Origin of the sequence: Lederbergia ruris (assembly GCF_018332955.1) — a bacterium.
In the GTDB taxonomy this organism is placed as follows: Bacteria; Bacillota; Bacilli; order Bacillales; family Bacillaceae_C; genus Lederbergia; species Lederbergia ruris.
In genome coordinates, this window is record NZ_BORB01000005.1 from 107,679 (window position 1) to 122,167 (window position 14,489).

Below are 14,489 nucleotides of genomic sequence, written 5' to 3' on the forward strand. Positions count from 1 at the left end.
CTTGTGCTCATTCTATAAGGGAGTGAAAAGAATGTATCGTTTCATCGATTTTAATGATGAAAAAATTGATTCACTACTCGTGATGGAATTGTCCGATCTTGCCAAAACACTTGTAAAAGATTCAGAATATGAGGTTGAACTACGTGTTCATTCGTATTTAGATACCGCGGACAAAAAAATATATGCCAGTCATTTCTGGAATCATCGTTCAGAAATTTATATGATTTCCGGGATGAAGAGTGATGTTTATTTACGAGCATTGGGGAATTACTATTTTACAGACCAAAAAGTAGTCCATAAATTTATAGATTGGTCGCAATCCACAAAGCTTCCTCGTTTTGCGAAGCAATTATTTGCACTTGCAGAGGATTTAAGATTAGAAGAAATTTGCAAAAGAAAAAGGCCAGGAATGAGAAGGGAATTTACTAATCGTAGGAAAGTTTATTTAGGTTTTTTTCAGAATCAGTGGAAAGTAAATATGGAAAGAAGTTTATTTACTGATGTCCTTTTTAATCTTGCTTATCTCGTATGGAATGCGCAAACACCGCTTTTCGAAATACCGGGAATCCATGCTGATATCAATCCAGTTTTATCTCCGTATCGAAAAAAATTAGAATACTTGTTCGATGCTCGTTCAACGAATGATGTCGCTAAAAACTGTATGCAAATTGTGACGCTATTAGAAGATTTTGTAAAACGGGATTTATTAAATGATTATTTTCACCTTCATAATAGTGAAACGCAGGATCAACATATAAATTATCGAGATTTATTAAGAAAGGATAAGCTCATCAATGATGATCAATCGGAAGAGAAAGCGGCAGGAGATGAGGAGTTTTTTAAGGAAGAAATGAAAACCTGGCATCGTGAAACAAGTGAACCCGGGAAAAACTTTTTACAATTTGACCTTGATCAAGGTACACAAACAGACATCTTTACAAATGAAGCAAGGGAAGGAGAAGCTGGTGATCAAGCGCTAGCGATTGTAAAAGGAAAAGCAGGGAAGAGTCAATATAAGGATTATTCCGATATGGAAGATTTGGGAAGGAAAAATGATGGGGGTGATCCTGTTCATGCCCCATATGGATTGGAAAATCGGTATGCAGAGGCCATTTTTCTTTCGCCTTCCTTGCCAAAAAATGAAGAAATTAGTCAATATCAACTTTATAAAGAGTCGATGACTTTGTATCAAAAAAAGTTAAAACGGACAATTGATATGACTCTTGAACATAAAAAACAGCTTCCACGTACCCGATTACAAATAGGTCGTCTGAACAAAAATGTAATAGACTTTTTCACAGATGACCAAAAAAGACTGTTTTATAAAAAGACGGAAAAATCGACTAAGATCGATGCCGTTTTTAGTTTGCTAGTGGATTGCTCTGCTTCCATGCAAGATAAAATGGAGGAGACAAAGAAAGGCATTACTTTATTTCATGAGGCTTTAAAATCTGTTCGTGTACCTCATGAAATAACAGGCTTTTGGGAAGATGCCAATGATGCGACTCAAGAAAGACAACCCAATTATTTTTTTCAGCCTATCACTTTTTCAAATTCACTAAAGAGGAAAACAGGCCCCGAAATTATGCAATTGAAAGCGGAGGAAGATAACCGCGATGGGTTTGCCATTCGAGTAATGACCGAAAGATTATTAAGTAGAGGAGAAAAACAAAAATTTCTAATCGTATTTTCTGATGGGGAACCAGCTGCTTTCGGATATGACCAAAATGGGATTATTGACACTCATATGGCCGTGATAGATGCTCGAAAAAGGGGAATCGAAGTGATCAATATCTATTTATCTGTAAATGGAGTGGGGGACGAACAACGTAAGGTTTTCCAAAATATTTATGGGGCTTACAGTTTAATTTCACCTTCAATCGAAACTTTGCCGGAACTACTCTTTCCATTATTAAAGAAATTGCTTCTTAAATCTTTAAACGAATAAAATCATTGGTTATATAAGAAAAGCGCAAGGCGCCCGCCTATCGGCGACAAGCAAATGTTCTGAACCAAAGAAAGGTGCTTTTTTGCCTTTCATTGGTTCAGGTTATTTGACCTCGAGCCGATGGCGCCTGGAGCTGGATCAAGCATTAGCCAAAATTTATACTTTCTTATCTTTTAAAAAAGCTATCCCGCTGTTAAAACAGCCTGGGGATAGCTTTATCTTCTATATCTTTCTCTTACTTTTACTCTTTTTGCTTGATCATGACTGGAAGTGCCTCCTTGTTGCTTCTTTTTTTTCCGTCGTCGCAAGGGAGACGTTAAAATTCGCAGAAGAGCAAAACACAATGCACCGCCTAAAAATTTAAAATCCAAGAAGACGACTCCTAAGAAAACAAACATAAAAATAAGAATAGTGAGAAGGGAGGATCCACCTTGGCCATATTCATATCCTTTTGCGGAAGCTCGCTTATCAAGCTCATATTTAATGGCGATTTCATTAAATAATTGGTTATATGTATTTGAAATGGCTACTTGAAAATTATCTTTTTCTAAAAAGGGAAGGGTATAGGCATCCAATATTTCCCCGATCCTCCCGGGAGGAAATGTTGCCTCCAACCCTTTACCAACTTCTATGTATATTTTTCGGTCTTGAACTGCAAGTAATAGCAAAATACCATTCTGTTTATCCTTATCTCCCAGCTTGTACTCGCGAAATGCTTTCTCTGCGTAATCCTGTACAGGTGTGTTTTGGAGGGAAGGAACGGTCAGCACACTTAGCTGTGCTCCAGTTTGTTCATCAAGATAAGTGCCAAGTTCTGCCATCTCTTTCTTTACCTTTTTCGGTAACAAATCAGCAAAATCTTGAATATAAATATCACCACTTGGCTTAGGTATATCTTCTGCTGAAACTTTTTGGAATGATAAAAAGACCAAAGGGATTAGCAGGATACCATAGATCCATTTCTTCATGATTACATTTCCTTTCATAATCAGATCTCTATTTTAGTGTTTACTAGATTAAGAAATAAGTCTATCCTTCTTTTCGACTAATTTCAATATGTATTAGAAATTTGCGTTTGCTTTTGAGATGCAAAATGATTGTTATTAGTGTTGTTTTTCAAAAAATGATAAACTTAAAATACAATCCATAAAGAACTATTCTTTTACATACTCAGTTGAACATAAGAGCAGAGAGGAGATCAGAATCTTGGTAGAAAATAGAAAGCCCATTTGGATTAAAGAAGCAACAGAGATGGTCATGCATTTCAAAAAAAGAGGCTCTTTCGAAAAAGTATCCCTTGATGATTGTGACGGTCGATTTCTTGCGCAACCGTTAAAAGCTGATCATGATGTCCCGCCATTTAATCGTTCACCATACGATGGTTTCGCTTTAAGAGCAAGTGATACAATCGGGGCTTCCAGGGAAAATCCCCTTACATTTGAAGTGGTGGATGAAATAGGGGCCGGTTCAGTGAGTCATTATGAACTAGGTTCGATGGAATCCATTCGTATTATGACTGGAGCTCAAATTCCTCAAAATGCTGATTGTGTCATTATGTTGGAACTTGTTCAAGAGAAAAAACATTCAAATGGGAGACAATATATCGTTCTGAAAAGACCTCTACAAAAGGGTGATAATATATCTTTTCAAGGAGAAGACGCGAAATTAGGAACTTCTTTAATCAAACAAGGGGAAAAAATTAATCCGGGTGTAAAAGCATTATTAGCAACTTTTGGTTATCCTGAAGTCCCTTGTGTCAAACCCCCATTGGTTGGAATCATAACAACCGGTAGTGAATTGTTACGACCAGAAGAGGACTTAGTCCCTGGGAAAATTCGTAACAGTAACGGTTATATGATTGAAGCCCAGATAGTGAGAGCTGGTGGGCTTTATAAACGATATGGATCTGTTGCTGATCAATTTAAAGATTTACTCTCGATCGTTAAAAAGGCAATGACAGAATGTGATATTGTGATCACAACGGGAGGGGTATCTGTTGGAGACTATGACTATATGCCAAAGGTCTATCAATCACTAGGGGCGGAACTTTTATTTAATAAGATTGCGATGAGACCAGGAAGTGTGACAAGCTGCGCCCAAAAAGATGGAAAACTTTTTTTCGGCCTTTCCGGAAACCCCTCTGCTTGCTATATTGGTTTTGAATTATATGTACGTCCATATATTCGTTATTGGCTTTATTCAAGTAAACCATATTTAAAGAAAATTACGGGGAAATTGAAAAGCGATTTTCCAAAGGCTAATCCATTCAGTCGATTTGTTAGATGTAAGCTTTCCATAGAAAATGGACATGTATATGCTAATCCAGTAGGGTTAGATAAGTCGGGTGTGGTAACATCATTAGCTTGGGCAGATTGTTTAGCCGTACTACCCGGAGGGACAAAAGGATTCGCAGTTGAAGACTCCGTTGAGATTTTAATGTTAGAGGACCAAGAAGGTAGTGAGGATCCATGGATCGAATCAAGATTTTCCAAATTGTAGGCTTTCAAAATAGCGGAAAAACAACCTTGTTGGGAAAACTAATTGCGTATGGAAAAAAACAGGGCTTTCGAATCGGTACAATAAAACATCATGGCCATGGAGGACCACCTGAGGGAACCATTCAGCAAAAAGATAGCAAAAAACATCTAACCGCAGGGGCTCTGATTTCTGCTGTTGAAGGAGATGGGATTTTACAATTAGCGACACAAAACTCTCTTTGGAATTTAAAGGAGATTGTTTCCATTTATCAGGCTTTCCCTATTGATCTTCTTCTCATTGAAGGATATAAAAAGGAAAACTTTTCAAAGTTTGTGTTAATCCGAAATGAAAATGATCTAGAACATTTGAAGGATTTATCCAACATAAAGGCCATTATTTCTTGGATTCCTATTGCTTCGCTTTCGAAAATACCTGTTTATTCCATTCATAACTGTGATGCTTTTGTGAAAGATTTCTTTTCCGGGTATTTATTCGAGGAATAATGAGCAAACCTGTCTTACTCTTGACTAGATGTTGATTTTTTGATTTAGAATCGGTAAAATAGGAATGTAAGAGTAAAGTGTATATATTCGGGAAACCGAAATCGAATCCTCCTAAACACGTTTATATCTTGCAAATATAACAGGATAGGTGGTATTTTTTGTGGAAAAAAATCCAAAGTTTAGAGTATTGTTGTACTATCAGTATGTAGAAATTGAAGAACCAGATGTATTTGCGAAAAGACATTTAAAGTTTTGTAAGAACATTGGGTTAAAAGGGCGAATTTTAGTAGCTAGTGAGGGGATTAACGGAACCGTTTCTGGTACATGGGAACAAACAGAAACATATATGAATGAGATGAAAAAAGATCCGCGCTTTGAAACGATGGTCTTTAAAATAGATGAGTCTGATGGCCACGCCTTTAAAAAGATGCATGTTCGTCATCGCCCCGAACTTGTTACACTGCGTTTGGAAGATGATATAAACCCACATGAAATCACTGGAAAATATCTTGAACCATCCGAATTTTACCAAGCGATGCAAGATGAAGAAACCATTGTGCTTGATGCTCGCAATGACTATGAATATGATCTTGGTCATTTTAGAGGCGCTATCCGTCCTGATATTAAAACATTCCGTGAGTTGCCTGATTGGGTTCGGGAAAATAAAGAAAAACTGGAAGGAAAAAAAATCCTTACCTATTGTACAGGCGGGATCCGTTGTGAGAAATTTTCTGGATGGCTTAAGAAGGAAGGCTTTGAAGATGTCGCCCAACTACACGGTGGTATTGTGACCTATGGAAAGGATCCTGAGGTTCAAGGGGAACTTTGGGATGGTCAATGTTATGTATTTGATGAGAGGATTTCTGTTCCGGTTAATCAAAAAGAACATGTCATTGTTGGACGTGACTATTTTGACGGCACTCCATGTGAACGTTATGTAAACTGTGCAAACCCTGAATGTAATAAACAAATTTTGTGTTCGGAAGAGAATGAACATAAATATATGAGAAGTTGCACTGACGAATGCCGCGTTCATCCAAGAAATTTATATATTCAAGAACATAATCTCAGTGAAGATGAAGTAAAAGAAAGAATAGAAAATCTAAAACATGATTTAGAACCAAGTGTTTAATCGTATTTGAACTAAAACAGCGTTGCTATTGTTAAAGCAACGCTGTTTTTTTATGATTAAGAAAATTATAAAATTGTCGCCTGTGGATATGTTGCAATTTTGACTTTCGTCGTCTAGCTCCAGGCGCCATCGGCTCGAGGACAAATAACCTGAGCCAATGAAAGGCAAAGAACGCCTTTCTTTGTCTCAGAACATTTGCTTGTCGCCGATAGGCGGGCGCCTTGCGCTTTTGTTATTCCCATTTTTTTCATAGCATGGCTTGCCATAAGGATCACATAATATAAACGTTCCAAAAAAGATTGAGGGGGCTAAGGATTATGACTGTTATTACAAAAGTGCAACAAACATTAACCGGATTGAAAACAGCACAGGCAAGTTTTGAAGGATTTGCTTTAGATACCGACAATCAACAAGCAAAACAACTTTACAAAACATGCGCTCAGCAAACTCAGTCTATCATTGATACACTGGAACCGCGTGTTCAAGAAATTTTGCAGGAAGAACCGCAATATAACCAATAATTAAAAAGGAACAGAGTAGCACTCTGTTCCTCCTAATACTAGGAGGATAAGAACATGACTGTCTTTGCTAATGTGAAAGGAACATTTGCATCTGCAAAAGCCATTCAAGCGGAATTTAGTCGTCTAGCCGAAATAACTTCCGATGAAGAAGCGAAAAGAGTTTTTCACGAATGCATGGAGGATATGAATTCCGTGATTCTTGATTTACATCACCGTATTGAATTTATGAAAGCCGAAGAACAGCAATACCGAAATTCGTAAAGGAGGAACATGAAGTGGATATTCCTAATTGGCTTGAAATCATCCTTCGTTCTTCATCTATGGTCCTTATCTTATTTTTATTAACAAAATGGTTAGGAAAAAAACAATTATCGCATCTATCCTTTTTTGAATATATAGTTGGAATTACAGTTGGTAGTATAGCTGCAGAAATCTCCTCAGGATTAGAAACCCATTTCATGAACGGGGTGTACAGTCTTTTAGTGTGGACAGCCATTCCTTTTATAGCAGGGATTATTGGCCTAAAAAACAAAAAAGTTCGTAATTTTATAGAAGGTTCATCCACTGTTGTCATAAAAAATGGGAAAATCCAAGAGGAAAACCTATCGAAGGAACAGTATACGGTTGATGAATTATTACAACTCTTAAGAAAAAAGAATGCCTTTCAGGTTGCGGATGTGGAATTTGCTGTTTTGGAATCGAATGGGGATTTAAATGTGATGTTAAAAAAAGATAAGCAACCGATTACCCCCGCTGATCTTCAATTAGAAGTTGCTCCAGAAAAAATGCCTCAGGCTGTCATCATGGAGGGAAAAATCATCGATGGTGGCTTATCATCAAGAGGACTAAGCAGAGCATGGCTTGACACCGAGTTAGAAAAATTGGGTGTAACCCTTGATAATGTTTATTTAGGTCAAGTGGATACATATGGTCAATTAACTGTGGATATATATGATGATAAGAAACAAATACCCGAAACAAAACCAAGGCAATCCCTTTTAACATCTTTGAAAAAGTGCCAAGCTGATTTAGAGTCATTCTCACTTGAAACGGATTCACAAGAAGCAAAACAAATGTACAAAAAAAATGCGGATAAACTACAATCAATCATAGAGAAGTCAGAATATCTTCTTATCCAAAAATACTCTTAATCCATAGGAGGCCTGATCATGGGGTGATTTGGTTTATTGATCTTAATGGCGTATAATAAAATTATTAATGTGAAAGGGGATCTTGCCATGGCTTACAGAAGGGGACCTAAGGAACCAATCCCGGAGAAAGAAACAGTTGTTTGGTCATGTACGAATGAAGAATGCTCATGTTGGATGAGGGATGCCTTTTCTAATGATGAAAAAACGATTTGCCCTATTTGTAAATCAGTAATGGAAAAAGAAATAAGAGTATTACCTGTTATCAGTTAATGTAAAAAAAGGGGATTGTCTTTCTAAAAAGGACAGTCCTTTTCTCTTTTTTTACCATAATGAAGAGGCTTTTTTTATTTAAGTTTGTAGAATGTCTAATCCTTTTACATAAAATGTGATTTTGGGGGAATATCAATTAGTAGGAAATCGAAGGAGGAATAATTGATGAAGCAAAGTAATAACAGCAATAGAGCATTTCCGACATCTCCAGAATCATGGTGGATTCGTTCCACAGAAGTGCATAAATTCCCAGCCCTTGAGGAGGATTTAAAGGTAGAAACAGCTATAATCGGCGGCGGAATTACAGGAATAACCACAGCTTATTTGTTAGCGAAAGAGGGGCTGCAAGTTGCTTTATTTGAAGCAGATTCCTTATTTAATGGAACAACGGGGCATACGACAGCAAAGATTACGGCTCAACATGGTTTAATTTATAATGAATTGATCCAGCACTTTGGTGAAGATAAAGCAAGATTGTATTATCAAGCTAACCAAAATGCGAAAGAGCATATGGAAGAATGGATAAAGGAACATAATATTGAATGCGATTTTCAAAAGGAAGATGCCTTTATATATACCAATGCGGACGACTATATTGGCAAAATAAAGAAAGAAGCAGCTGCCTATGAAAAACTAGGGATTGAAGGCGGATTAACAGAGCAAATTCCAATCGATTTACCACATAAAAGCGCGATCGTTATGAAAAGTCAGGCTCATTTTCATCCCCTTCATTACTTAGCTAAGATGGTCGAGCAATTGGAAAAGCTTGGTGTACAAATATATGAAAACTCGGTTGCTTCTCAAATGGAGGAGGGGACTCCACCAACCATCCGTTTTAAAAATGGAAAACGAGTTGAAGCAGACTATGTTATTTCCGCTTCTCACTTTCCTTTCCACGATAATCGCGGATATTTTTCGCGCCTTTACCCAGAGCGTTCCTACGTGATTGCAGCAAAACCGGTAAAGCCAGTTATTAAAGGGATGTATATTAATGCTGAACAGCCGACCCGTTCGATTCGCCCCGTTACAATAGAAGGGGAACAAATGTTATTGTTTGGTGGAGACGGCCATAAAGCTGGACAAGGTGGAAAAGAATTAGAACATTATCAGGCATTAGAGAAATTTGCACAGGAGCATTTCAACATTGGGGAAATCGCCTACAGATGGTCCACACAAGACCTCGTCACCCCAGATAAAGTTCCGTATATTGGTGAACTATCTGAAGGGAGTAAGGTTTTTGTTGCAACTGGTTTTCGTAAATGGGGAATGACAAACAGTCATGTTGCAGCACAATTAATCAGGGATTTGATTATTGATAAGAGAAATCCTTATAAAGAATTATATACACCTGCAAGATTTAAGGCGGATCCAGGCATAAAGAAATTTGTCAAAGAAAATTTGAATGTGGCCTCCCACCTAATTGGTGGTAAGCTAGAAACTCCCGATAAAGAAATAAAAGATATAAAAGAAGGGGAAGGAGCAGCGATTTCCATCAAAGGGAAGCGAGCAGGTGCCTATAAAAATGAAAAAGGGCAACTTTTTGTTGTGGATACAACCTGCACACATATGGGCTGTGAAGTGAATTGGAATAGCGGTGACCGAACATGGGATTGTCCATGCCATGGTTCACGCTTCACTTATAAAGGAGAAGTATTAGAAGGACCGGCCGAAACGCCTTTAAAGTTACTCAATGATGATCAAATTGATTACACGACTTCTTAAAAGGCCAGTCCCTTACTGCATGCTGTCAGCACGGTAAGGGACTGTCCATAAATCTTATTTTATTCCCCAATGTTTTTGTATAAATTCGTCTCGACCTGATTTTTCTCTATCTGCTAAATAGTCTGCTTCGTTTTTTTTATAAAAATCTTGGTGGTAGTCTTCGGCGGGATAAAATGTTGCTGCTGGCTTAATCTCGGTGATGATCGGTTTATTGAATTTGCCACTAGTAGCCAATTTCTCTTTTGATTTTTCAGCAGCTATTCTTTGTGACTCGCTATGGTAAAATATGACTGTACGATAGGAATCTCCACGGTCATGAAATTGTCCAGCTGCATCTGTTGGATCAATTTGTTGCCAATAAATTTCAAGTAATTTCTCATACGACATTATTTGTGGATCAAAAGTAATTTGCACAACCTCATAATGACCGGATTTGCCCGTTTTAACATCCTCGTAAGTTGGATTAACGAGTGTTCCTCCTGAATAGCCAGAAACAATACGTTCTACCCCGTCCCACTGATCGAAAGGTTTAACCATGCACCAAAAACATCCACCTGCAAATGTTGCTTTTTCAAATTTTTCCATTGTATAAATCCCTTCAAAATAAAGTTCATTATTTTTATTTAATCATATTTCTTGAAAATCTTCTACCAACATCCCATATTTTATTAAAATTTTGAAAAGTCAGCTTAAGCAGATGACATTTATTTGAATTTAATTTAAGATAGGTAGTGAAAATATATTTAGGTATGCGAATGATCTGGGGGAATCCAAATGGAGAAAGTGATTTCATATTTAAAGCCTTATCGTTGGGCTATGCTCATGGCGTGGGCGCTGATGCTTGTGGAATTAGCTGTAGAACTATGGCATCCCATGTTTATGGCCAATATTATTGATGAAGGGATATTAAAACAAGATCTAAATGCTGTCATGAAATGGGGAGGAATTATGATTGGCATGTCCTTGCTTGGGTTTATTGCGGGGATCACGAATTCCTTTTTTTCCGCTCATGCAAGCCAAGGGGTTGGCTTTGATGTCCGTGCCGCCGTATTTAAAAAGGTGCAATCGTTTTCATTTAATAATTTAGCTCAATTTCAAACATCTTCCCTTATCACCCGTCTCACAAATGATATTACACAAATCCAGAATACATTGTTTATGAGTTTACGGGTTGCCTTGCGAACTCCTTTGCTTATCATAGGTGGGGTCACAATGGCATTTTTTGTTAATATCAAGTTAGCACTTATTTTAATTGTTCCCATTCCTGTTCTTGTGGCCTTACTTTTTTGGATGATGAGAAAAACAGGTAAGTTATTTCGCTTAGTACAAGATAAGTTGGATAGAGTAAATAATGTGATGCAAGAAAATTTAACGTCCATGCGTTTGATCAAAGCGTTTATTAGAAAAGATTTTGAAGAAAAACGTTTTGGTACTGCTAATGAAGATTTAAGAAAGCACACGGTCAAAACATTGAGACTTGTGGAATTGCTTGGACCGCTTCTGTTATTGATTATGAATCTAGCTATTTTATTTATATTATGGTTTGCAGCAGCAGATGTCCATCAAGCAAGAATCAATGTGGGGGAAGTTGTCGCAATCGTCAATTACGGTTTTCGAATTACGATGGCTCTATCGATGTTATCGTGGATCATTATGGCTTTTTCCCGTGGAAAAGCATCTTCGGGGCGGATTAATGAGATCCTTCAGACTTCAGTAGATTTGGAAGATAATGCATCAGCTTTATCTGATAAAAGGATCCGGGCTGGAAAAGTAAAATTCCAGAATGTAAGCTTTAAGTACCCTGGAACAGACAATTTCGTACTTCGTAATATATCTTTCACAGCAAATCCTGGTGAAACCATTGCTGTAATGGGAGCAACAGGAGCAGGAAAATCAGCTCTATTCCAACTAATACCCAGACTTTATGATGTGAATGAAGGATTTATAGAGATTGATGATTTTGATATAAGGAATATGACCTTAACCTCACTTAGAAAACAAATTGGTTTTGTGCCACAAGAATCTATATTATTTACGGGCTCTGTTGAAAGTAATATTGCTTGGGGGAAAGAAGATGCATCGCACGAAGAAATGATAAAAAGTACAAAGGATGCGCAAATACACGAAACGATTCAAAGATTACCTAAAGGATATCAAACGAAAGTGGGACAGAAGGGGGTTAATTTATCCGGGGGACAAAAACAAAGACTTTCCATTGCTAGAGCTCTTGTTCGCACTCCCAAACTATTATTTTTAGATGATAGTACGAGTGCGCTCGATATGAAAACAGAGGCAAAGCTATTGGAAGCATTGGAAAAATACGATTCTACCATTTTCATTATTACACAAAAAATCACAACAGCGATGAAAACGGACCAAATTCTTTTATTAGATGAAGGGGAATTAGTAGCGTGTGGGACCCATGAGGAATTAATGAAGAGTTCCGCCCTTTATCAAAAGATCTATACATCCCAATTTACTAAAGGGGGGTTGGCAGATGTCCAAAAAAAGAAGAATGGGGCAGCCGCTGGAGGTTGAAAAAGCGAAGAATTGGAGAAAAACGTTAATTCGGATTTGGCAATACCTCGATGTGTATCGGGGCCAATTATTTCTTGTATTGTTCACCGTTTTAGCAAGTTCTGGTCTTGGCCTATTAGGACCTTATTTAATTGGCAAAACCATCGATAAATATATTGCCGAAAATAACGGAAATACTTTCATCTTTATACTTGTTATGATTGCTTGCGTCTATTTTTTCTTTTCCCTCACTAGCTTTATGCAAAGCTATTGGATGATTGGAATTGGTCAAAAAACAGTTTTTACGATGAGGAAACAGCTTTTTAATCAATTACACAAACTACCGATTAAGTTTTTTGATAAACGTCAACATGGAGAATTAATGAGCAGATTGACGAATGATATTGACAATGTTAGTCAAACGTTAAATACGTCCGTTATTCAGCTTTCCTCTAGTGTCATGACTCTCGTAGGAACCATTACAGTCATGTTGATCTTAAGTCCTTTACTTACTCTTATTACAATGTTTGTTGTTCCGATCATGTATTTTGGAATGAAATGGATCACTAATCGTACAGGAAGGCTTTTTAAGGAACAGCAGAAGCATCTTGGCGATTTAAATGGATTTATTCAAGAAACCATTGCTGGGCAAACGATCGTGAAAACTTTTTCTCAAGAGGAAAAAATCATAGCTGATTTTACGGAAAAAAATGAACGGTTAAGAGATGCTGGCTATTGGGCTCAAGTATATTCTGGATTTATTCCAAAGCTAATGAATATGCTGAATAATTTAAACTTTGCAGTGATTGCTGGTGCAGGTGGGATCTTGGCTCTTAAAGGCTATGTAAGTATCGGTACGATCGTTGTCTTTACAGAGTACTCTCGTCAGTTCACACGGCCATTGAACGAACTAGCTAATCAATTCAATACATTGCTTTCGGCTGTAGCTGGTGCGGAAAGAGTGTTTGAAATATTAGATGAACAAGAAGAAAAGGACAGCGAATCTAGTCGCAAAATTGATTATATTGAGGGAGAGATAGAATTTACAGATGTGTCCTTCTCTTATGACCAAGAGGGGCAAGAACAAACCATTAAACATATAAGTTTTCGGGTTAAACCGGGTGAAACGCTTGCCCTTGTAGGACCAACAGGAGCGGGGAAAACAACGATTATTAATCTGCTCGCCCGTTTTTATGAAACGAGTAGTGGAGAAATATTGATCGATGGGATGGATATTCAAACAATCCAAAGAAATAATTTACGAAGTCATATGGGATTTGTTTTACAAGATGCCTATCTTTTCCAAGGTACTATCCGGGAAAATATTCGCTATGGAAAACTTGATGCATCCGATAAGGAAGTGGAAGAGGCAGCAAAAATTGCGAATGCCCATTCTTTTATAATGAAATTACCAAACCAATATGATACGCTTCTCAAACAAGATGGTAGTGGCATTAGCCAAGGACAAAGACAACTTTTATCGATTGCAAGAGCGATGCTTTCTAATCCTTCTTTACTTATTTTAGATGAAGCGACAAGTAATATTGATACGATTACAGAAATGAAAATCCAAGAAGCACTTTTTCGGTTGATGGAAGGAAGAACGAGTGTTGTCATTGCACATCGACTGAATACAATCCAAAATGCTGATCAAATTTTAGTTCTAGATCAAGGGAAATTAATTGAAAAAGGAACACATACTTCACTGCTTGAACAACGTGGCTTCTATTATGACTTATTTCATAGTCAGATCCACGAAGGAGTTGGGTCGTAAAAAAAGAGATAGTTCTCGAAAAAGAAGGGTGGATTTACTGAAATGGAAGCAGGAATTTCATTTACAAATGACATAATTCCTATATTAAGAGTTTTTGATGTTCAAAAGCTAAAGGAGTTTTATGTAGACTTTTTAGGTTTCAATGTAGATTGGCAGCACCAATTTGAAGAAAATTCTCCTTTGTACATGCAAGTATCTCAACAGAACTGCATCCTTCATTTGTCTGAACACCATGGGGATGCCTCACCAGGATCTACTATCAGGATAAAGGTACAACAGATCCTTACATTACATCAAAATCTTTTAGCTAAAAACTATAAATATGCACGCCCTGGATTAGAAGAAACACCATGGGGGACAACAGAAATCACCGTCCATGATCCCTTTGGAAATAAACTTATCTTTTATGAAGGAAACTAATCCCTGGAACCAGATCCCTTGTTAGCCGTGCAGGAGTTTGAAGAGGAATGGTA

General features: G+C 37.4%; 14 protein-coding genes. 12 read left to right on the forward strand and 2 right to left on the reverse strand.

The window, feature by feature from the left end:
- Positions 1-31: 31 nt before the first annotated feature.
- Complete coding sequence (locus KI363_RS04535) at positions 32-1,948, forward strand: vWA domain-containing protein (RefSeq protein ID WP_212965619.1); 1,917 nt, start codon at positions 32-34, stop codon at positions 1,946-1,948.
- 215 nt (positions 1,949-2,163) lie between these two features.
- Here KI363_RS04535 and KI363_RS04540 read toward each other — a convergent pair whose 3' ends face one another.
- Entirely contained in the window at positions 2,164-2,916 is a 753-nt protein-coding gene (locus KI363_RS04540) for a TPM domain-containing protein (protein ID WP_212965620.1), read from the reverse strand.
- Between the two features lie 238 nt (positions 2,917-3,154).
- Between KI363_RS04540 and KI363_RS04545 the strand changes: the two genes are divergently transcribed.
- The 8 genes from KI363_RS04545 to KI363_RS04580 all read left to right on the forward strand — a co-directional run bounded on the left by KI363_RS04545 (position 3,155) and on the right by KI363_RS04580 (position 9,725).
- Positions 3,155-4,447 carry a molybdopterin molybdotransferase MoeA gene (locus KI363_RS04545; protein ID WP_212965621.1) on the forward strand — a complete coding sequence of 431 codons (1,293 nt, stop codon included), beginning with the start codon at positions 3,155-3,157 and terminating at the stop codon, positions 4,445-4,447.
- Positions 4,417-4,929, forward strand: coding sequence for a molybdopterin-guanine dinucleotide biosynthesis protein B (mobB, locus tag KI363_RS04550; RefSeq protein ID WP_212965622.1), 513 nt, complete (start codon positions 4,417-4,419; stop codon positions 4,927-4,929). The genes KI363_RS04545 and mobB overlap by 31 nt, the downstream gene beginning before the upstream one ends.
- A 160-nt stretch (positions 4,930-5,089) precedes the next feature.
- The gene (gene trhO / locus KI363_RS04555) at positions 5,090-6,061 is read left to right on the forward strand and encodes an oxygen-dependent tRNA uridine(34) hydroxylase TrhO (RefSeq protein WP_212965623.1); all 972 of its coding nucleotides are present in this window, start codon (positions 5,090-5,092) and stop codon (positions 6,059-6,061) included.
- Positions 6,062-6,378: 317 nt separating this feature from the next.
- Positions 6,379-6,582 (forward strand): DUF1657 domain-containing protein, encoded by a 204-nt coding sequence (locus KI363_RS04560; protein WP_158321875.1) that lies wholly within the window; start codon positions 6,379-6,381, stop codon positions 6,580-6,582.
- A gap of 54 nt (positions 6,583-6,636) precedes the next feature.
- Positions 6,637-6,843: a DUF1657 domain-containing protein gene (locus KI363_RS04565; RefSeq protein ID WP_158321874.1), complete on the forward strand. Its 207-nt coding sequence runs from the start codon at positions 6,637-6,639 to the stop codon at positions 6,841-6,843.
- Between the two features lie 59 nt (positions 6,844-6,902).
- The gene (locus KI363_RS04570) at positions 6,903-7,733 is read left to right on the forward strand and encodes a DUF421 domain-containing protein (protein ID WP_158321888.1); all 831 of its coding nucleotides are present in this window, start codon (positions 6,903-6,905) and stop codon (positions 7,731-7,733) included.
- Positions 7,734-7,820: 87 nt separating this feature from the next.
- On the forward strand, positions 7,821-8,003 hold the full coding sequence (locus tag KI363_RS04575; protein ID WP_158321873.1) for a cold-shock protein: 183 nt from the start codon (positions 7,821-7,823) through the stop codon (positions 8,001-8,003).
- Positions 8,004-8,168: 165 nt separating this feature from the next.
- On the forward strand, positions 8,169-9,725 hold the full coding sequence (locus KI363_RS04580) for an FAD-dependent oxidoreductase (protein ID WP_212965624.1): 1,557 nt from the start codon (positions 8,169-8,171) through the stop codon (positions 9,723-9,725).
- Positions 9,726-9,779: 54 nt separating this feature from the next.
- Here KI363_RS04580 and msrA read toward each other — a convergent pair whose 3' ends face one another.
- A complete protein-coding gene (gene msrA / locus KI363_RS04585; protein WP_212965625.1) occupies positions 9,780-10,310 on the reverse strand; it encodes a peptide-methionine (S)-S-oxide reductase MsrA in 531 nt (176 codons plus the stop codon).
- Positions 10,311-10,499: 189 nt separating this feature from the next.
- Between msrA and KI363_RS04590 the strand changes: the two genes are divergently transcribed.
- Genes KI363_RS04590 through KI363_RS04600 form a run of 3 tightly spaced genes read left to right on the forward strand, consistent with a single transcriptional unit; the run spans position 10,500 to position 14,436 of the window.
- Complete coding sequence (locus KI363_RS04590; RefSeq protein WP_212965626.1) at positions 10,500-12,263, forward strand: ABC transporter ATP-binding protein; 1,764 nt, start codon at positions 10,500-10,502, stop codon at positions 12,261-12,263.
- Positions 12,223-14,016, forward strand: coding sequence for an ABC transporter ATP-binding protein (locus KI363_RS04595; protein WP_212965627.1), 1,794 nt, complete (start codon positions 12,223-12,225; stop codon positions 14,014-14,016). The genes KI363_RS04590 and KI363_RS04595 overlap by 41 nt, the downstream gene beginning before the upstream one ends.
- Positions 14,017-14,058: 42 nt before the next feature.
- A complete protein-coding gene (locus tag KI363_RS04600; RefSeq protein ID WP_158321868.1) occupies positions 14,059-14,436 on the forward strand; it encodes a glyoxalase superfamily protein in 378 nt (125 codons plus the stop codon).
- Positions 14,437-14,489 lie beyond the last annotated feature (53 nt).

Bases quoted from the DNA above. Each gene is read 5' to 3' on its own strand.
- KI363_RS04535 (WP_212965619.1), top strand. From the start codon at position 32: ATGTATCGTTTCATCGATTTTAATGATGAAAAAATTGATTCACTACTC.
- KI363_RS04540 (WP_212965620.1), bottom strand. From the start codon at position 2,916: ATGAAGAAATGGATCTATGGTATCCTGCTAATCCCTTTGGTCTTTTTA.
- mobB (WP_212965622.1), top strand. From the start codon at position 4,417: ATGGATCGAATCAAGATTTTCCAAATTGTAGGCTTTCAAAATAGCGGA.
- KI363_RS04560 (WP_158321875.1), top strand. From the start codon at position 6,379: ATGACTGTTATTACAAAAGTGCAACAAACATTAACCGGATTGAAAACA.
- KI363_RS04565 (WP_158321874.1), top strand. From the start codon at position 6,637: ATGACTGTCTTTGCTAATGTGAAAGGAACATTTGCATCTGCAAAAGCC.
- KI363_RS04570 (WP_158321888.1), top strand. From the start codon at position 6,903: ATGGTCCTTATCTTATTTTTATTAACAAAATGGTTAGGAAAAAAACAA.
- KI363_RS04575 (WP_158321873.1), top strand. From the start codon at position 7,821: ATGGCTTACAGAAGGGGACCTAAGGAACCAATCCCGGAGAAAGAAACA.
- KI363_RS04580 (WP_212965624.1), top strand. From the start codon at position 8,169: ATGAAGCAAAGTAATAACAGCAATAGAGCATTTCCGACATCTCCAGAA.
- msrA (WP_212965625.1), bottom strand. From the start codon at position 10,310: ATGGAAAAATTTGAAAAAGCAACATTTGCAGGTGGATGTTTTTGGTGC.
- KI363_RS04590 (WP_212965626.1), top strand. From the start codon at position 10,500: ATGGAGAAAGTGATTTCATATTTAAAGCCTTATCGTTGGGCTATGCTC.
- KI363_RS04595 (WP_212965627.1), top strand. From the start codon at position 12,223: ATGTCCAAAAAAAGAAGAATGGGGCAGCCGCTGGAGGTTGAAAAAGCG.
- KI363_RS04600 (WP_158321868.1), top strand. From the start codon at position 14,059: ATGGAAGCAGGAATTTCATTTACAAATGACATAATTCCTATATTAAGA.